We start from the raw sequence: 18,894 nt of genomic DNA on the forward strand, positions 1-18,894 counted from the left end.
TTTAAGCAGGAAAGAATTTTGCTTTGCGATTATAATAGTGTGATAAAATACAAAAGTGAGATTATTCAAAAATGAATAGTGAATAACTTGATAGATAAGGGATTTAATAACACATTGCAAAAGTATTCAATAATGAATAGATGAGGTGGGCGTATGGCGAAATGGAATGAATATGAGGCAATCTTTCATTCTTTACAGGAGGATATACTTGTCACAGATCCTAATGGAATCATTGTGAAAGTTAGTGAAGGAACAGGGATGGTTTATGGTGTTAACGCAAATGACTTAATGGGGAAATCAGTATATGAATTGGAACGAGAAGGTTTATTCACACCACTTGCAACGCCACTGGTGGTAAAGGATAAGAAGCGTGTTACGTTTGTGCAAACGGGTTCTGATGGCAAAAAACTGCTTGTAACAGGTTTGCCAGTGTTTGATGATGCTAAAGAGCTAGTAAGGATTGTAAGTTATTCTCATGATATTACTGAACTAATGGAAATAAAGGCCGGGATGGAAGAAATGTCTTCCGAAATGGAGCGTGTTAAAAATGAGCTTGAGCAGCTTAAGCAAAGGCAGGATGATGAAGGGCTTATTGCTAGAAGTCATGAAATGAGAAAAGTGATGGCAACAGGGAAACAAGTTGCAGGTGTGGATGTTAATGTTCTCCTTCTAGGGGAGTCCGGAGTAGGAAAGACGGAAATGGGAAGATACATTCACCACAAAAGTGATCGTAGAAATGGACCGTTTATTGAAGTGAACTGTGGAGCAATTCCTGAAGCGCTTTTTGAAGCAGAATTGTTTGGTTATGAAGAGGGGGCATTCACAGGAGCTAGAAAAGGTGGACGTATGGGGTTAGCAGAAATGGCGTCTACAGGAACACTTTTCTTAGATGAAGTCGGTGAACTTTCACTGCAAAACCAAGTGAAAGTATTAAAATTAATTCAAGAAAAACGCTTTTATCGACTTGGTGGAACAAAAGAAATTCATTCTGATTTTCGGTTGATCAGCGCAACAAATAAGGATTTGGAACAAGCTGTGCAAGAGAAAACCTTTCGAGAAGATTTATTTTTTCGGTTGAATGTCGTCCCATTGATGATCCCTCCACTAAGAGATAGAAAAGAAGATATCCTTCCGCTCATTCAATCGTTTGTCGATCATTTTTCTAGACAATATAAACGAAAGCGGATGCTAAATAAGATAGTGATGCATGAGTTAACTCAGCATGTGTGGAGGGGGAACGTTAGAGAGCTGATGAATTTAATAGAGCGTCTTATTGTTACTTCAGATGCATTCGTTATACACGAGGAAGATCTCCCTCAAACATATAAAAGTTCGAGTAAAGACTATTCAGAAATGAATAATTTTAATGAAACTTTACAAGAAACGGTTGAAAGAGTTGAGAAAGAACGACTTGAACAGGCTAGACGGCAGTTTCGAACGACGACAAGGATTGCTGATGCATTAGGGATGAGTCAACCAACAGTAGTTAGAAAACTTAAAAAATACAGAATTCCATAGGTTTTGGCATAATACTTGCATATTAAAAGAAGCAAGAAGTGAAAATTACTCTTGCTTCTTTTCTGATTTATATGCAAGAATATGAATTAATATTAAAAATGTCGAAGGAGAGTGAAGAATGGAAGTTAAACAGGAAAAATCCTATCCTCTTGAAAGTACGGGTCAATCAGTAGAGAAATCTCAAACCAAAAAAGCGTATGCATGGTTTCTTATTCCATCGTTAATCGGTATCTTATTATTTCTTGTTCCCGTTCCTTTTAATGGGAAAATGACGATTGGGGTCGGGATTTTGGCTGAGTCTATACAAATAAAACTAGCGCCTATCTTGCCTGGATTTATGACCGCCATTCTTATTTTATCTGCTATTATTCCTATTATTGCAAAAGCGTTTGAACCAAAAGCTATCATGCTTCGTCCGTTTCTGAAGCAATTATTTTATGTGAATTGGTTCTGGATTAGTACGAGGTTAATCGGTGCATTATTCGCAGTAATGACACTGTTTAAATTTGGTCCAGAATTTATCATCTCGGATGTTTCGGGTGGTACAATGCTTTACTCACTCGTTCCCGTTCTTGCAGCATGGTTTCTTTTTGCTGGTCTGTTAATGCCTCTCTTACTAGAGTTTGGGTTAATGGATTTCTTCGGAACAGCCCTTCGTTATGTGATGCGTCCTTTGTTTAAGTTACCTGGTCGCTCATCCATAGATGCGCTTGCTTCCTGGATGGGGGCAGGAACCGTTGGGGTACTGATCACAACGAAACAGTATGAAGAAGGCTATTATACAAAAAGAGAAGCTGCTGTTATTGCAACAAATTTTTCGATCAATTCGATCGCATTCAGTCTTGTTGTAATTAGCTTCATTGGTTTAGAAGATATGTTTATTCCGTTCTACTTTACGGTTGTGGTAGCAGGGCTAGTTGCTGCGTTTGTTTGTCCACGTATACCACCGCTATCTCGTAAAGCGGACACGTACTATGAGGGTACAGGAAAACAAATTTCTGAAGATGTACCTGAGGGTGTCTCTAGCTTCAAATGGGGAATACAAAAAGCACTAGAGAAGGCATCTGAAGTAAAAGGAGTGAAGCATGTAGCTGGTCAGGGTGTTAACACCGTTCTTGATATTTATTTTGCTCTTATTCCGCTTGTGATGGCACTTGGAACAATTGCCCTTATTATTGCTGAATTTACGCCTTTCTTCACATATTTATCAATGCCGATCGTACCGGTCCTTGAACTTATGCAAATTCCTGAAGCAGCTAAAGCAGCGCCGGCTATGTTAGTTGGTTTTGCAGATATGTTTTTACCTGCAGTTATAGGAACAGGGATTGAAAGTGAATTAACGCGATTTGTTATTGCAGCTATTTCATTAACACAATTAATTTATATGTCAGAGATTGGTATTTTGCTAGTGAAATCGAAAATTCCAATTTCAGTTCTAGAACTTGCTATTATTTTCTTGCAACGTACGGTTATAACACTTCCGATTATTGTTGTAATGGCCCATTTCTTTGTATAAAAGCAGAATTTAAAGGAGGATATCACATTGGCTACATCATTTGAACATAGATACAACAACATGTCAGACTATCTTGCACCAAGTATGGCAAAGGATCATCCGAATTTACCAGTCGTGAAAGAAGAGGGTTGCTATTACTATGGGGCAGATGGCCAAACGTACCTAGATTTTACTTCAGGTATTGCCGTAGCGAATACGGGCCACCGTCATCCTAAGGTAGTACAGGCTATAAAGGACGGTGCTGACTCTCTTATGCACGGGCCTTCAGGAGTAATTATGTATGATTCAATTCTAAAGCTAGCAGAACGTCTTCAAGGCATTATGCCGAAAGATTTAGATTGCTTTTTCTTTGCGAACAGTGGCACTGAGGCCATTGAAGGTGCGATGAAACTTGCTAAATATGTAACGAAACGACCGTATGTTGTTTCCTTTACAGGTTGCTTTCATGGACGCTCGCTTGGTGCTCTTGGTGTAAGTACATCAAAAAGCAAATACCGTAAATTTTTACAGCCTAATGGACTAACCTATCAAATTCCTTATGCGGATGCTGCTAGTTGTCCAGAAGGGCAAAGTGTAGAAGATTATTGTGTTGGTGAGCTTGAGAAAGATTTCGAAATGCTTTTTGATCATCAGGTAACTCCTGAAGAAGTGGCTTGCGTAATCGTGGAACCTGTTCTAGGAGAAGGTGGCTATATCATTCCACCGAAAGAATGGTTACAAAAAGTAAGAGAGATTTGTGATCGTCATGGCATGCTGCTAATCTTTGATGAAGTTCAAACTGGATTCGGACGGACTGGTGATTGGTTCGCTGCACAGACGTTTGATGTTACACCTGATATTATGGCGATCGCAAAAGGAATTGCTTCTGGGATGCCTCTTAGCGCCACAGTAGCTTCAAAAGAACTAATGAGTCAGTGGCCAATGGGAACACATGGCACAACATTTGGTGGTAATCCGATTGCTTGTTCAGCGGCGCTAGCTACTCTCGACGTAATTGAAGAAGAAGGATTACTGTCCAATTCGAAGGATATGGGTGCTTATGCATTAGAAAAATTAGCTCTTATAAAGGAAAAGCACCATGTGATCGGAGATGTCCGTGGTGTAGGGTTAATGATTGGAATTGAAATTATTGATCCAGAGACAGGCGCACCAGACGGAAATGGAATGATGCGGATACTAGATCTGTCTCTTGAAAAAGGGGTGCTTTTCTATCTGTGCGGAAAACATCAAGAAGTGATTCGAATGATTCCTCCATTGATTATTACGAAAGAGCAAATTGATGAAGGTCTCCGCATTTTTGAGGAAGCTGTTACGGAGTATGAACAAGAGAAACACGTTGTTTCTGTAGGATAGTGTTTTAATAGCCCCCATCACTTTGGACGTGATGGGGGTTTTGTTCTTTAACAGATACGTGGATATAACTAATTAATCGAGTAAATCATTTCATTTCCGCGGAAATATTTCAAACTTTGCGGGTTAAAACGACATATCCATTCATTGTTACGCATTAAAACAGTGTTACATTGGTTTCAGACTCACTGATCAGGGAACTTAATACATAGTTTTAGATTGAGAGGGGATCCACTATGCTGGAATTTCTGATTCATTTCCTGAAAGAGCTTGGAATCTGGGGTCTTTTAATAAGCAATGCTATTGAAGCATCATCTCTACCTTTTCCCGGGGGAATGATGACATTGACGTACGGTTATTTATTGAATGCTTCGATGATCGAGATGGTTGGTTTTGCATTTCTAACGAGCGGTATTTACACGATTTTTAGTTTTATTCCATATGGGATCGGTTTGAAAGTAAAGGATAAAGTCGAAAGGAAATTAAAAAAGAAGAAGGTTGAACGCGTTCAAAGATGGTTTAGAAAATGTGGATCATGGAGTATTGCAATTACACGCCCACTTGGGATAGGGAACTATGTATCCTATGTGGCTGGTATGAGTAAGGTCAAGCCCTGGATATTTGGAACACTTACCTTTGTCGGTATATTTCCTTGGACAATCGCTATGTTGTGGATTGGGCGGAATGGGAATATAAAATCAGTTCAAGCGATTTTAGGGAGCATACAGAAATATGTCTTTTTAATTGTTGTAGTGGCAGTTATTGGGTTAATTGGGTATCACTACTATCGTAAAAGGTGTAAAATCGATAGTAAGAAACAAGTGTTCAACACCGATCAAACGTAACATTGATCAGGTAAGGAGAGATTGTATTGGATAAATTAAATTATGAACTCGAAGTTCCAGGAAGTACCACTGTTACTCTGGAGCAACTGATTAATCAAAAGAAATCGATGGTCGTATTTGTCCGTCACCTTGGCTGACCAGTTTGTCGAGCTTATCTTACGCAGTTGCGTAAGCGCGTAAATGAAATTGAGAATGAGGGCTTTCAGATTATAGCCATCGCCCCCTCAAATGCTACTTATATTAGCCAGTTTACAGAGGCTTTTGGAGAATTTCCTTTTGTCATTGCAGGTGATCCGAAGAGAGAAGCATACCGTGGCATGGGACATCATACGATGCCGAAGTGGAAATTACTTGGACAAGCAGCGATTGGATTTGTCACCCGTAAATTGGATGGGTTTATTCCAAAAGAACAAAAGAAAAAGGATTTTGTATTAAAGTCGATGAAAACGCAGGATGTATATATTCAAGGTGGTACGTGGATTTTTGATGAGAGAGGGAAATTAATCTGGCATCATATCGATCAGTCGCCAGAAGATCATGCGAAAATCGATTCGGTTTTAAATGTATTGTGATTGACTGTATGATGCATAGAGAAAAGCTTCTAGCTATTAGTTAGAGGCTTTTTTTATGCAACAAAAACAGAGAAGCTCGAGACTTCTCTGTTTTTCCATATCTATTATAAGGGGGGGAAGACATGTGTTTTATTGATTAACAATTTTCTTGCGAATGGCAAATGCTGAACCAGCAGCAGCTAGAGAACCTAGAGTAATCCAAAGTGCTGTTAGGTCAGATGACTGCTCACTCGCACCACCCATACCTGTTTTTGGCATATCACCAGGCATTGCTTCTCCTGCAAATTTGTCTGGCATTTGCTTAACGATAGCGCCTCCAAGAGATTCGCCTACACCAAACATGAATGCATATCCTTCACGGAATTGTTCAATTGAACCTTCGTAATCACCAGACATGTAAGCTTCAAATGATCCAATTACTTGTTTTTCATGAGCCATAAGAGCTTCAGTAGCAGCGTCGGTTGGAAGGTTTTCTTCTGTTGCTGTTCCTAGGAAAGCTCCAAAGTTCTTAGGGAATGTTGTCATCATACGTTCTTTCGCCATTTCCATAGCTTCCTCGTCTTCAGATAGAGATGCGACTACAAGGTCAGCTTGTGCAGCAATATGATCTTCTTGCCAGATTTTTTCAAACTGAGCAGCACCTTCATCTCCGTAGATAGAACCGATAGCCGCTTTAAAGTCAGCAGTGTTTCTGTCTTCAGCCCAGTTTACAAAGTCATAGTCTTCTGATTGGTCATAGCCTTTTTCAAGACCAAGGGAAGAAAGAGCAAAGTGCTCAGATGCAAGGCTGTTTAGAGTTGAACGTAAGTCTGCAGCAGGAGTATCAGCTTTTGTATTTTCAAATTTATCAGGCATCTGCGTTACAATTGCACTAGATAGTGCTTTGCTGATCGCAAACATATGCTTATGCCCTTCACGGAATGTTGTGTAAGCTTCTTCGTAATTTCCTTCTGTATACTCATCAAAAGTTGTTAGGACTTGATCTTCGTGAACTTCTAGAACATCTGCAGCGGCTTCCTTAGGAAGATTACCTTCTGTAGCTGTATCAAGGAACGTGGAGAATTCTTCAACAAATTCGTCTACTTCAGCTTCAGCTTCTTTACGAAGTTCTGCATCATCTTCGGTTGCTGCTTTTACGAAATCAGTGGAGTAATCATTGTGACCTCGAAAGATATCTTCAAATTGTGCAGCGGCTTCATCGCCATAGACAGATGCAATCGCTGGTGTCATATCAGCTGCGTTCTGATCCAGGGCTTCAGTTACTTCTTCTGCATCCTCTGTCCCGTCATATGATTTCGTCATGGATGAAACAGCTAGTACAAAATGTTCGGATAAGAGCTGATCCAGTGTTGCGCGTAGATCTGAAGCAGGCGTTTTGGCTGTTGGCTCAGTTGCCGCTGCCCCAGCGACTGTTGGGAATAATAAGGTTAAGCCTAACGCGGGAACCATTAATTTCTTGAATGCTTTTTTCATGTTCATTTTACTTTTCACTCTCCTCGATTTTTTTTATCGTTTATTTTGATTACACATAGCTAACGTTCAAAGTGAATAGTTGGATCATTTTTTTATAAACTTTTTAATAAAGTTTTTTAAAATGGTAAAAACACTAATTTTAATATTCTAAAAACAATTGGTTGAACTACCTAATTTGTGGTAATATTAAACTTCTGTCTGATTTAGAGACAAATCTCATAAGGAGGTAACTGATCTTGGACAATAAGACTCAAAGTGCCTATCGGAAAGAGAAGCAGCAACTCGATCAAATCGCTGCGGAGATTACAAAACAGCGGCAGGTGTTGGAGAACTACCCCAGGTATTCTGGCGATAATGTAACAGAACAAGTTCTTGAGAGCATTCGAGAGGAGAATCGTCAATCTCTTGTCATAGCTTCAAAAGAACCATACTTCGCACGAATGGATTTTCAAGAGGATGAGAAGGAATCACATTCGTATTATATTGGGAAAGTTGGCGTAGCACATGGAGATTCACAGGATTCTCTGGTTGTAGACTGGAGAGCTCCTGTTGCGAGTATGTTCTATGCATTTACAGGCCCAGAAGAGGATGTCTATTATGTATCGCCTGATGGCGTCATCGAAGGGAACATAGAGCTGAAGCGAAATATTGTGATTCGAGATAAAGAACTTCAGCGAGTCGTAGACACTTATGTAGAAGGTAGCGATGATTTAAGTGGCTCAGATGAATTTCTTCTATATCGTCTGAGTGAAAATAAAGATAACCGTCTCCGTGACATCGTATCAACAATACAAACAAAGCAAAATGATATTATTCGTGCTGAGCGATCGACGCCACTTATCATACAAGGAGCAGCAGGAAGTGGTAAGACAACGGTTGCGCTTCATCGATTAGCTTTCTTACTATATGAATACAGAGATACCATTCAAGCGGGTAAAATGATTATCTTTGCACCGAATAGGATGTTTCTTGATTATATTTCAGGAGTCCTTCCGGAGCTAGGTGTAGGGGGAATTCAACAATCAACCTTCACAGATTGGACAATAAAAACGATTGAAGAAAAGATGACGATTGATTCATCTGGACACGACCTCAGAAAGTGGTTTGGGAAGAGTCGATTCGATTTTTCAATTGCAGAAGGAAGAGTAAAAGGATCACTGACATTTAAAAAATGGATTGATCAAGCTATACATCGTTATAGCAACTCAGTCGGTCCGGTTGGCTCCTTTCACCCATTTGAAGGAAGAGAGCTTTCAGAAACGAAGATCGAACAATGGTTAAAAGACCTTTCTGCATATCCTGTTGGCCGTAAACGCGAAATGATGATGAATCGTTTTAAAATTTGGATAAAAGGTGAGATCAAATCGGTAGAGGGAGCCCATTTAAAGAAAGAATATCGCAAACTAGCAAACGATCAGCTGAAGAATTATTTTAAAACATGGCCGAAGCAAACTGCTCTTTCGTTCTATCAATCACTTTTTCAATCGAATGTTCCTAGCTACATAACACAGTCAGAAAGAGCAGATGTTATAAGTGAAGAACTTGTGCTGGAAACGGCAAAGCGAATAAAAAAGAAGAAATTATCGCCGGATGACCTTGCCCCTCTCCTTTACATTCAATTTCAATTGAACGGTATTGATAAAGAACATAGGTTTCAGCATATTGTAATTGACGAAGCTCAGGACTTTTCACCTTTTCAACTGGCGCTTCTGAAAGAAGTGAATCGAAGTCAATCTTTTACAATATTAGGGGATTTGGCACAGGGCATTCATTCATATAAGGGCATTCATAGCTGGGAAGAATTTAGAGTGCTTTTCAACGGTAAAGACCTTTATATGGAACTTGAACAAAGTTATCGATCGACTTTAGAAATTATTGAATTTGCGAATGAAGTGATAGCTCATGCGGATATACCGGTTCAACCGGCTGTGCCTGTTTTTCGAAGTGGAAAGAAAGTCGAAATAAGCAAAATAGATAAGAAGAGGCATGTTAGTAGCTTGTTAAAATCAGCTAAAGAAATGAAAGAGAGAGGTATGAATACAGTAGCGATTGTTGGTAGGAGCGAAGAGGAATGTCATGATTTGTATGACAATCTTAGTAGGTATGATGAGAAGTTGCATCTCATTACTGCGGATGATCGATCTTATGAAGGGGGACTATCAATTGTGCCAATCTATCTTACTAAAGGATTAGAATTCGATGGAGTTATATTGGCAAATGCTAACGAAGATAATTATAGTCCACATGCAACAGATGCGAAATTACTATATGTAGGATGTACAAGAGCATTGCATGAATTAAAACTCTTTTATATTGATACTCCTTCACAATTGCTACCAGTTTAATCAAACGTTTGTTTAAAGGTTACCTTTGTTATTTCATACCATGAAATGAGCGATTGTTAGTACATTCAAGTATTAGCACCATTGAGCATTTACTTCACACAATCTACAAAAAAAGCTAAACTCTTTATTATTTATTGCCGATAATAAAAGTAGTTGGAATATAAAACTGAAAAAGGCAAACCTGTTGAAAAGCAGGGACGCAAAGTTATGGGCCTGCCCGCATGAATGCGAATGGTTGCCAAACCGCCAGGCTCCTTTTTGAGCTCTGGGTTGAAAAAAAGGAGAGCGTACATGTGAAGAATGTATCGGTTGCTGTTGGAATTCTCTTTTTTATACTGGGCTTTTTTGTGCAGATAATGGTTTTGCCTGAGGGGAAAGCTGAGGCGATAGAAATGGACACTTCTCTTGCTACATGGATTTGGAACACAAGGGACATTGAAACGAAATCAAATGAGTTCCTTCAGTTTATGGAGGAGAAACAAGTAACCGATGCTTACTTGCAAATAAATCGTTCAGTAATGGCATCTTCTTATGAATCATTTATTGGAAATGCGACATCCAAAGGTATTCGTGTACATGCTCTAGATGGGGCACCAAATTGGGCTACAAGAAATGGTGCTACATATCAGGCGAACTTATTTAACTGGTTGGATTCCTATCAAGCTAATGCGACAGAGAATCAAAAGTTTAGTGGTGTTCATCTTGATATAGAACCTTATCTTCATTCTGGCTGGACGAATAGTTATCAAAAAACGATTGCTTTCTATCAAGACCGTTTATCAGATGGAAAAACTCGTGCGATGAGTCTTGGATTATCGTTTGGTGTCGACACTCCTTTTTGGTTTGACGAACAATCTTACAACAATCGGTATGGATCGGGCAATTTAGCTGAGTGGATTATTCAAACGGCGGATGTGACTACATTAATGGCTTACCGTGATCGTGCTGATGGTGCAAATGGAATTGTTGCTCTTATTAGCAATGAGATAGCTTTAGCTGAAAAATATGGCAAGAAAATCTCCGTTGGTGTAGAGACAGGGCAAACGTCAGAAGCTTCCTACATTTCATTCTTTGAAGAGGGAGAAGCAGTCATGATAAAGGAACTTCTCAAAGTAAAGACTGCATATGAGCATTCCTCTTCAGTACAAGGTTTTTCCATACATTACCTTGATAGTTGGATGGCGTTAAAACAATAATAAAGATGAACCCCCGGACTGAAAATCAGCCGGGGGTTATTTTTATGAATTCAGCTTACGATAAAATCGATTTGACGCGACCAACCTGTCCATCTTCTAGACGTACTTTGATACCATGCGGATGGGTGGGGGATTTAGTCAGGATATCTTTTACAACACCTCTTGTCGTTTTCCCTGAACGCTGATCTTGTTTCAAGACGATATCTACAGTTTTCCCTGGTTCTATATTACTTCTGTTCTGTCCGTTCATCAGTAACCTCTTTCTCTGTCGTTTCGTTATGCTGCTCCTCAGGCAACGGATCGACAGTATGTTTGACACTGTATCCTTTTGATACAGCCATTCCAAAAGCAGCGGCAATGAAAATCGTCATAATGACAACGACGATGACTGTTATCGTAATAACCATTCCCGAACTCCTTTCCGTGATGTCTGCTTTCACTTTACCATGATTATCGCGGTTATGATAGAACATGATCTGACGAGGGTTGTCATATAGCTTAATCTGTCTAAGTCGCTGGTCCTATATAAATATATAGCTTTAGCTCATTATGGAGGCTTTGGTAAGCAGGTAGAATCAAAGTATGAAAGGAGGCGATTATGATGAAGAAAGCAGGTTTGCTTTTACTTGGGATCATCGCTGCGATTGTATTGTTGTCGAATCTTGGTTCATTAGTAGGTATGATGATTAGCCTTGGCATCCTCTACATTGCATTTAAGAAGTTTATTCAGGCAGATTCAACAACTGGTAAAGTCATCTGGGGGATCTTAGGATTCATCGGTTTAAGTACTGCCGTGGCGAATATGCCAGCTATTCTTGGTCTCGTAGCTATCTACATTCTTTATGTCGTTTATAAAAAGTGGGATGGAGCAAGTTACGATAAGAAAGACAATGACCCATTCACAAATTTTGAAAAGCAATGGGATGAACTGAAGAAAAGTTAATCAAACAAAGGAGAGAATGGACATGCCAAATTTACTTAATCGCATCAAAAACTCAATTGAAGCTGATTTTCATAGCATACTTGACCAGAAGGAGGAGAAAAATCCAATTTCCCTTTTAAATCACTATTTAAGACAGTGTGAAAGAGAAGTGGAAAAGGCGAGAAAACTTGTCGAGCGGCAGTCAACGCTACTTTTAGAATTCAGAAGAGAATTAGATAAAGCGCGAAGAAATGCTGAGAAACGCGCTGGACAAGCTGTTTTAGCAAATGAAGCAGGCGAGGCTGAGCTGTATGAGTTCGCAAAACAAGAGCAGTTGCAATATGAAGAAAGAGCTAACCACTTATCACAATTGATGGATGAGGCAGATCTTGAGCTTAAACGTCTTGAACAAAAGTACGAGAAAATGAAGCATAAGCTTAAAGATATGTCGATTAAGCGAATGGAATTAATGGGGAAAGAGAATAGTGTGAGGGCTCATCATAAGATGGATTTGGTTCTGGAAGAAAGGAATCTAGATCAACCATTTAATCGTTTTGATGAGATGGAGAGTTATATTGAGCAACTTGAGAAGAAAGTGAATAGAGATTACGATATGTCTACTATTGATACAAAGTTCCACTTACTTGAGAAAAAGGCGAAAAAACAAGAAACCAATTCAAATTCTTAGAGAAATAGTGGTATTCTAAAAGAGGCGCGTGCGCCTTTTTTAGTCATGAGTATAAAAGGTGCAATGACGATAAATGAGGGATGAATGGAGGGACGCTAGTGTGGAAAAATAGACATATTGACACTGTTAATGGACTTCTAATAATTGGAGTTATTCTTATCCTATTAGAAGTTTCTTTAAATGGCGGCCTCCTGTTCTTATTAATTCTTTCCGCTGCATTTGTTTATATGGGGAGAAAACGTCTTCCACGAACTTCAGGAAAAGTTTTTCTTGGACTCGGTATCTTTTTCTTTCTAACGACCGTTATGAATATGGTAGTCGTGAAGTTTTTTCTTCTTGTTCTATTAGTCTATCTTGGCTTCCAGTTTTATCAGTCCAAACAAAAACCGAAGAAAATAAGGCCGGTATTTGAAAAACCTTCAGTGTCTGAAGAAGGAATGATCCATCAAAAGCCATTGCTGCAAAACAAGTGGTCCGGTCGACAGAAAACACATGATCATGTGTACGAGTGGAATGATATTAACATTCAAGCTGGTTTTGGTGAAACGATTATCGATTTAAGTTACACGGTTCTTCCTAAAGGAGAATCCGTTATTATGATTCGAAACTTCGTAGGAAAAGTGCAAATACTCATTCCCTATGAACTCGAAGTGAATATTCAACATTCAGCTATGATCGGATCTGCCACGTTGTTACAACATGAAGAACCTGGAGTGTTTAATCAAGTTCTCTCTTATAAAACGAATGGATATGATGATGCTACTGAAAAGGTAAAACTAGTCACCTCGATGTTTGCTGGAGATTTAGAGGTGAAGCGAGTATGAGTGTCATGAAGCGTCATATGCTATTTGGTGCATTACTGTCACTCTTGCTATTTTTTCTTTTCTCTGCCGCTTATTTGACTGTTTTCCCACCGGCATCTCTTTCCCTTTTATTTGAGAAAGATTTAATGGACTTACCGTTCGGGTTAATCGTTCCAATTATATGTGTAATGATTGGAGCGGCTGTTGGAGGAATGTCAGGTTTATATGCAAGTAAAGAAATTCAAAACATTGCAGATACGCTAGAGGAACTTGATAAGGGACGTGCTTTACATAACTATAGTGGTACAAGTCTAAATGTCGTTTTTGAACAAATTGATAAATTGCAAAACCGAATGAATGATCAAGTAAGACTAGCCCAGAAGCTTGCGAACGAGAAAGCAGAGGATCATGAGAAGCGAGTTCAACAAGTCGTATCCGAAGAACGCAATCGTCTTGCTCGTGAGCTACATGACTCCGTGAGTCAGCAACTTTTTGCTGCTTCCATGTTAATGAGTACGATAACGGAAAGTCGTGAAGTAGCGGATGATCTAGAAACAAAGCACCTTAAGATGATTGAAGAAACCATTCATCAATCCCAACTAGAAATGCGCGCTCTCTTACTTCATCTTAGACCTGCCGCATTGAAAGATCGCTCACTCGAGGAAGGGATAAAAGAGCTATTGAACGAACTGTCTCAAAAGGTGCCAATACAAGTGAATTGGAAGCTTGAAGCCATTGAGCTCGATAAAGGTGTTGAAGACCATCTGTTTCGTATACTACAGGAATGTGTATCCAATACACTAAGGCATGCGAAGGCATCGACACTTGATGTTCTACTTATTCATCGAGATGGACGTACGATCTTACGAATAGTTGATGATGGGGTTGGTTTTAAGATGGACGAGAAGAAAGCTGCTTCATATGGATTACAAAACATGCATGAACGAGCACTCGAAATCGGAGGGGTTCTTAAATTGGTCAGTCTTCCACATAAAGGGACTAGGCTGGAAGTAAGCGTACCACTTGTTGGGAGGGGTAGAGAATGATTAAAGTTTTGTTTGTCGATGATCATGAAATGGTTCGGATTGGCGTTTCATCTTATTTATCTGCTCAGGCTGATATTGACGTCATTGGAGAAGCGGATAATGGAAAGAAAGGGGTAGACCTCGCGCTATCCCTTCGTCCAGATATCATATTAATGGATCTAGTTATGGAAGAAATGGATGGGATTGAAGCAACGAAACAGATTATTACACAATGGCCAGATGCAAAAATCATTATCGTAACAAGCTTCTTAGACGACGAAAAAGTCTATCCAGCACTTGAAGCTGGAGCTACAAGCTATATGCTGAAAACATCGAAAGCTGTGGAGATTGCAAATGCAGTTCGAAAAACGCACCATGGGGAATCTGTTCTTGAACCTGAAGTAACGGGGAAAATGATGTCGCGGATGAGAAGTAGAATTCAAAAGCAGCCCCATGAAGAACTCACGGATCGAGAGATGGAAATTCTCTTATTAATGGCTCAGGGAAAGGCGAACCAGACGATTGCTAATGAACTGTTTATTGCGCTTAAAACAGTAAAGGTTCATGTGAGCAACATTCTTGGAAAACTTGAAGTTCATGATCGAACCCAGGCGGTTATTTATGCGTTTAAGCATGACCTTGTAAAATGAGCAAAAACAGAAGCTGTTTTTGCTTTTTTTAATACAATGAAGAGAGGTTGATTCTACTTATTTAGCAACCAAAAAATTAAGAAAATTCTTGTATATTAGTGTCGAATTCAATAGATAACATAGTAATAAAGGCCTATTTATGAGTTGTAACCGCTTCAATTAAAAATCTTAGGTTTAGGCTGTTTACAAAGCGCTGAATCCCTATTATAATCCCGATTGTGCTTACGAAACGAAAACAAAACAACGGGAGGGATAATAGATGCTTCATCACATCAAAACTTATCTGCTAATTACTTTGGGTGCGCTCGGTGTTGCTACCCACGTTCATTTCTTTCTATCTCCTAATAGTCTTGCGACGGGGGGAGTCAGTGGTTTATCGATTCTGATGAACCATCTAGTCCCGAACCTGTCAGTCGGAATGTTTATGATCATATTAAACGCAGTACTTTTGTTAGTTGGAATTCTTTTTCTCGGTCCTAAATTCGGTGTTAAAACGATCTATGCAAGTTTCGCTTTATCGCTTGCTGTATGGGCATTTGAACGCTTTATACCAGTAACTGAGCCATTTAGCCAGGATATCCTAATTCAATTAATTATTGGTCAGTGTATTGCTGCAGCAGGTATGGGACTTGTCTTTCATCAGAAAGCTTCTACTGGCGGTACAGATATTATTGCGATGATTCTTAATAAGTATTTCTCTATGGAGGTTGGAAAAGCCGTTCTAATCTCAGATATTTCAATTGCACTATTCTCAGTCGTCTTGTTTGGACCTGAAATCGGAATGTATGCGATCTTTGGTGTCATTCTAAATGGCCTTGTCATTGATTATACGCTTCAGAGCTTTGAAGCTAAGAAAGAGATTGTGATTATCAGTAAAGAAAGTGAAGAAATTCGATCCTTTATTGTTGAAGAGATTGGAAAAGGCGCAACAATCCACACGGCTAGAGGGGCGTTTACTTCTGATGAAAAAGAAGTGATTACAACAATCCTTGGTAGAAAAGATCTTCTTAAATTGAAAAAGCATGTTGGTGTTGTTGATCAGAAAGCCTTTATTACGGTTCACAGTATGAAAGAAATTCTTGGTCAAGATTTTAAATCTCTTGCATAATAGCTTAAAACCCCTTTTCCAGAATGGAAAAGGGGTTTTTACTTATAATTATTTCTTACGTTTAAAAGCATACAGAAGCGTAACGATCAAAATAAGAGCAGCCAGTACATAAGATGAGTAAACGACTAATGGTACGTCTCCATTTTGATTTTTGACACCAATCCCAATAAAGGCCCAAACAAAAACGAGTGGGTAGATCCAATCTTGCTCGCTTTTCAAGAAATAAAGAGCAAGAATTGTCGCGATGATTAATAGTAGGAATGTCCATATCGTATCGGAAATACCAAATCCATCCCAGTCAATGTATGTTAGGTAGTAACTAATGTTGGCGATCGTCGCAACGCTAATCCAACCCAGATAAACGGAAAAAGGTAACAAATCAAAGAAAGAAGCATCTGCTGCTTTCAAATTAGTATAAAGCCTAATGAGTGTGAACAGTAAAAGAAGCATAACGATCACCGATAAGCCGAAGAATTCATAATGCCACATGAAAATCCAAAGACTATTTAGAATGGAACTTAGAACAAATAGTCCACTCGTCTCCTGGTAGATTGGCAAATCTCTCCGACTTTTAGGAAATTGACGAATAACCCATATTCCTAGAAGAAGATAGATCAGCCCCCATATACTAAAAACATAGCCGGCAGGTGTAAAAAGTACGTTCAGTCTATTTGATATTTCTCCTGTCGTTTGCCCATTTAACGGTAGTGCATTTGCAAGGCCATTTACTGTTACGACGAGTATATACGCAATGAGATTAAGAAGAAATTTACCCATAAGGACCTCCTAGAAATAAAGTCTATAGTACATACTATTCCTTCTTAATCTTAAACATAACCGTCTTTTTATGTGCATGAGCACATAGAAAAACCTGCCCCTAATTGAGGGGCAGGTGAGTGTTATTAGCGATTAGGAAGTGTAGCATATTCAGGGTCTGCTACTTTTACAAGTTGTTTACCAAGGTTTGTACCTTCAAAGAGACCAAGGAATGCGTCAGGAACGTTTTCAAATCCTTCCACGATTGTTTCTTCATATTTTAACTTGCCTTCTTGTAACCATTTCCCTAATTGCTCAGCACCTTCATTAAAGCGATCTGAATAATCGCCTACAACGAAGCCTTTCATGAGAGCACTTGATTGGATAAGTTTTGTCTGAACGCGTGGACCAAGATCCGCTTCTTTCTTATTGTAAGAAGAAATTGCGCCGCAAACAGGGATACGAGCAAATTTATTTAGTAGGCTAATGGCAGCATCGCCGATTTCGCCACCAACGTTTTCATAATAAACGTCAATGCCGTCTGGACAAGCTTCTTTTAGCGCTTTGTATACGTCCTGGGTTTTGTAGTTAATTCCTTCATCAAAACCAAGTTCGTTTTTGATATAGTCGATTTTATCGTCTGAACCAGCGATACCTACAACACGGCAGCCTTTGATTTTGGCAATTTGACCAACAACAGAGCCTACTGCTCCAGCTGCGCCTGATACAACGACTGTTTCGCCTTCTTTAGGCTGACCAATATCGAGAAGTCCGAAGTAAGCTGTTTGTCCAGGCATACCAAGGATTCCAAGATGCGTGGTAATCGGAGCGATAGATGGATCAATTTTTCGAAGATGCTTTTCATTCACAACTGAGTATTCTTCCCAGTTTAGGTGGCCAATAACAACATCACCTTGATTAAATTGAGAAGATTTGGATTCGGCAACTTCTGCTACGACACCACCGTTTAATGGTTCGTTGATTTGGAAGGGTGCTACGTATGATTTTGCATCTCTCATACGCCCTCTCATGTAAGGGTCTACTGTAAGGTATAGTGCACGTAGAAGAACTTCTCCATCTTTAGGTGATGGAATGTCCGCTTCAACAATGTTGAAGTGTTCCATTGAAGGCATACCTTCTGGTCGTTTTGCTAGATGAATTTGTCTTTGTTTACTCATTCATAATCCCTCCATTATATGATTGATGCCTCATTCATTTCTTATCTAAGCTGTTCCACCTAAACGGTACCACAAAACATTACAGTTTATCAAAGTATTCGCATTGTAAATAAGCACATCTAAAAACAGTACTTTTCATCTTCTTCAACACATTCAAATTCTCTTTTTTTGAAAAGAATAGACATAATTGGTTATGATACGAAAGAGAGGAGGAAGGTCTATTGAGTCCCAGAACTAGCGGGTGGATTATGAAACAAACGTGGGAGGATCTTTTGTTCCTACACTGGTCTGTTGATCGCTATTGGCTTCAATCCATGCTTCCACCTCAGCTAGAAGTAGATACGTTTGAAGGGGAGGCATGGATTGGAATCGTTCCATTTGAAATGAATCAAATTCGGTTTCGTGGCTTACCTTCGGTTCCATTTGCTTCAAAACTACTTGAGCTTAATGTGCGGACTTATGTGAAATATGGCCAGAAACGTGGCGTGTATTTCTTTAGCCTTGATGCTAGTCATAGAGCAGGTGTTATGATGGCGAGAAATCTTTTTCACCTTCCTTACCTTCAAGCAAAAATGGGTAAAAAAAGTGATGGAAAGCAAATTAGCTTTTGGTCTTCTAGAACACATAAGGGTGTTGAAAAAGCCGATTACCATATTATTTATGAACCACTAGGAACATCTTATGAAGCGCGAAATGGAGATCTTGATTTTTGGCTTACAGAAAGAGATCGGCTTTTTATTGTAAGAGGAAATAAAGTATTTCAGGGGAAAATTAAGCATGATCGATGGCCACTTCAAAAGGTTGATGTTGCTGTTCTTCGTGATACACTCTCACACCCATATCACTACTCTGATCAAGTTGTTACTCATTTCTCTAAGAAGGTGACAACTTATTTGTGGCCATTTGAGAATGTAACCCAGACAGGAAAACCCCTTCACATTAAGTAAGG

At 39.3% G+C, this 18,894-nt stretch carries 18 protein-coding genes, 1 pseudogene and 1 riboswitch; of the genes and pseudogenes, 14 read left to right on the forward strand and 5 right to left on the reverse strand.

Annotated elements, in window-relative coordinates; translation table 11 throughout:
• The first annotated feature begins 153 nt into the window (after positions 1 to 153).
• The 5 genes and pseudogenes from AC0VYJ_RS02360 to AC0VYJ_RS02380 form a co-directional block, all read left to right on the forward strand.
• On the forward strand, positions 154 to 1,518 hold the full coding sequence (locus AC0VYJ_RS02360) for a sigma-54 interaction domain-containing protein (RefSeq protein WP_475366430.1): 1,365 nt from the start codon (positions 154 to 156) through the stop codon (positions 1,516 to 1,518).
• A gap of 118 nt (positions 1,519 to 1,636) precedes the next feature.
• A complete protein-coding gene (locus AC0VYJ_RS02365; protein WP_194220150.1) occupies positions 1,637 to 3,034 on the forward strand; it encodes a YjiH family protein in 1,398 nt (465 codons plus the stop codon).
• Between the two features lie 27 nt (positions 3,035 to 3,061).
• Complete coding sequence (locus AC0VYJ_RS02370) at positions 3,062 to 4,387, forward strand: aspartate aminotransferase family protein (protein ID WP_475366431.1); 1,326 nt, start codon at positions 3,062 to 3,064, stop codon at positions 4,385 to 4,387.
• 233 nt (positions 4,388 to 4,620) lie between these two features.
• The gene (locus AC0VYJ_RS02375) at positions 4,621 to 5,229 is read left to right on the forward strand and encodes a DedA family protein (protein ID WP_475366432.1); all 609 of its coding nucleotides are present in this window, start codon (positions 4,621 to 4,623) and stop codon (positions 5,227 to 5,229) included.
• A gap of 149 nt (positions 5,230 to 5,378) precedes the next feature.
• A pseudogene (locus tag AC0VYJ_RS02380) lies at positions 5,379 to 5,801 on the forward strand (AhpC/TSA family protein); the annotation flags it as partial.
• Between the two features lie 129 nt (positions 5,802 to 5,930).
• Here AC0VYJ_RS02380 and AC0VYJ_RS02385 read toward each other — a convergent pair.
• Positions 5,931 to 7,274: a globin family protein gene (locus AC0VYJ_RS02385; protein WP_475367446.1), complete on the reverse strand. Its 1,344-nt coding sequence runs from the start codon at positions 7,272 to 7,274 to the stop codon at positions 5,931 to 5,933.
• A gap of 236 nt (positions 7,275 to 7,510) precedes the next feature.
• On the opposite strand from AC0VYJ_RS02385, the gene AC0VYJ_RS02390 reads away from it, so the two are divergent.
• Together AC0VYJ_RS02390 and AC0VYJ_RS02395 are read left to right on the forward strand one after the other, a co-directional pair.
• Entirely contained in the window at positions 7,511 to 9,619 is a 2,109-nt protein-coding gene (locus AC0VYJ_RS02390) for a HelD family protein (protein WP_475366433.1), read from the forward strand.
• Between the two features lie 164 nt (positions 9,620 to 9,783).
• A riboswitch (cyclic di-GMP riboswitch) is annotated at positions 9,784 to 9,870 on the forward strand.
• 42 nt (positions 9,871 to 9,912) lie between these two features.
• Positions 9,913 to 10,815: an amidase gene (locus AC0VYJ_RS02395; protein WP_475366434.1), complete on the forward strand. Its 903-nt coding sequence runs from the start codon at positions 9,913 to 9,915 to the stop codon at positions 10,813 to 10,815.
• 55 nt (positions 10,816 to 10,870) lie between these two features.
• Here the strand turns inward: AC0VYJ_RS02395 and AC0VYJ_RS02400 are convergent, their stop codons facing one another.
• Both AC0VYJ_RS02400 and ytzI read right to left on the reverse strand, forming a co-directional pair.
• Entirely contained in the window at positions 10,871 to 11,065 is a 195-nt protein-coding gene (locus tag AC0VYJ_RS02400; protein ID WP_430241581.1) for a YwbE family protein, read from the reverse strand.
• Positions 11,043 to 11,222: a YtzI protein gene (gene ytzI / locus AC0VYJ_RS02405; protein WP_475366435.1), complete on the reverse strand. Its 180-nt coding sequence runs from the start codon at positions 11,220 to 11,222 to the stop codon at positions 11,043 to 11,045. The genes AC0VYJ_RS02400 and ytzI overlap by 23 nt, the downstream gene beginning before the upstream one ends.
• 191 nt (positions 11,223 to 11,413) lie before the next feature.
• On the opposite strand from ytzI, the gene AC0VYJ_RS02410 reads away from it, so the two are divergent.
• The 6 genes from AC0VYJ_RS02410 to AC0VYJ_RS02435 all read left to right on the forward strand — a co-directional run bounded on the left by AC0VYJ_RS02410 (position 11,414) and on the right by AC0VYJ_RS02435 (position 16,011).
• Positions 11,414 to 11,758: a lmo0954 family membrane protein gene (locus AC0VYJ_RS02410; protein ID WP_475366436.1), complete on the forward strand. Its 345-nt coding sequence runs from the start codon at positions 11,414 to 11,416 to the stop codon at positions 11,756 to 11,758.
• A gap of 22 nt (positions 11,759 to 11,780) precedes the next feature.
• Positions 11,781 to 12,425, forward strand: coding sequence for a PspA/IM30 family protein (locus AC0VYJ_RS02415; RefSeq protein ID WP_371018531.1), 645 nt, complete (start codon positions 11,781 to 11,783; stop codon positions 12,423 to 12,425).
• Between the two features lie 98 nt (positions 12,426 to 12,523).
• Positions 12,524 to 13,249 carry a cell wall-active antibiotics response protein LiaF gene (liaF, locus tag AC0VYJ_RS02420; RefSeq protein WP_242057322.1) on the forward strand — a complete coding sequence of 242 codons (726 nt, stop codon included), beginning with the start codon at positions 12,524 to 12,526 and terminating at the stop codon, positions 13,247 to 13,249.
• The gene (locus tag AC0VYJ_RS02425; protein WP_475366437.1) at positions 13,246 to 14,274 is read left to right on the forward strand and encodes a sensor histidine kinase; all 1,029 of its coding nucleotides are present in this window, start codon (positions 13,246 to 13,248) and stop codon (positions 14,272 to 14,274) included. The genes liaF and AC0VYJ_RS02425 overlap by 4 nt, the downstream gene beginning before the upstream one ends.
• Entirely contained in the window at positions 14,271 to 14,903 is a 633-nt protein-coding gene (locus AC0VYJ_RS02430) for a response regulator (RefSeq protein ID WP_283153094.1), read from the forward strand. The genes AC0VYJ_RS02425 and AC0VYJ_RS02430 overlap by 4 nt, the downstream gene beginning before the upstream one ends.
• Positions 14,904 to 15,162: 259 nt before the next feature.
• On the forward strand, positions 15,163 to 16,011 hold the full coding sequence (locus AC0VYJ_RS02435) for a YitT family protein (RefSeq protein ID WP_194220137.1): 849 nt from the start codon (positions 15,163 to 15,165) through the stop codon (positions 16,009 to 16,011).
• 48 nt (positions 16,012 to 16,059) lie between these two features.
• Here AC0VYJ_RS02435 and AC0VYJ_RS02440 read toward each other — a convergent pair whose 3' ends face one another.
• The gene (locus tag AC0VYJ_RS02440; protein WP_283153093.1) at positions 16,060 to 16,788 is read right to left on the reverse strand and encodes a TspO/MBR family protein; all 729 of its coding nucleotides are present in this window, start codon (positions 16,786 to 16,788) and stop codon (positions 16,060 to 16,062) included.
• Between the two features lie 125 nt (positions 16,789 to 16,913).
• Positions 16,914 to 17,945 carry an NADP-dependent oxidoreductase gene (locus tag AC0VYJ_RS02445; RefSeq protein WP_226616501.1) on the reverse strand — a complete coding sequence of 344 codons (1,032 nt, stop codon included), beginning with the start codon at positions 17,943 to 17,945 and terminating at the stop codon, positions 16,914 to 16,916.
• A 221-nt stretch (positions 17,946 to 18,166) separates the two neighbouring features.
• On the opposite strand from AC0VYJ_RS02445, the gene AC0VYJ_RS02450 reads away from it, so the two are divergent.
• Positions 18,167 to 18,892 carry a YqjF family protein gene (locus AC0VYJ_RS02450; protein ID WP_475366438.1) on the forward strand — a complete coding sequence of 242 codons (726 nt, stop codon included), beginning with the start codon at positions 18,167 to 18,169 and terminating at the stop codon, positions 18,890 to 18,892.
• Positions 18,893 to 18,894: the final 2 nt, after the last annotated feature.

This window comes from Anaerobacillus sp. 63XJN7_5_ISO-PGPR-S23-430, assembly GCF_056173695.1.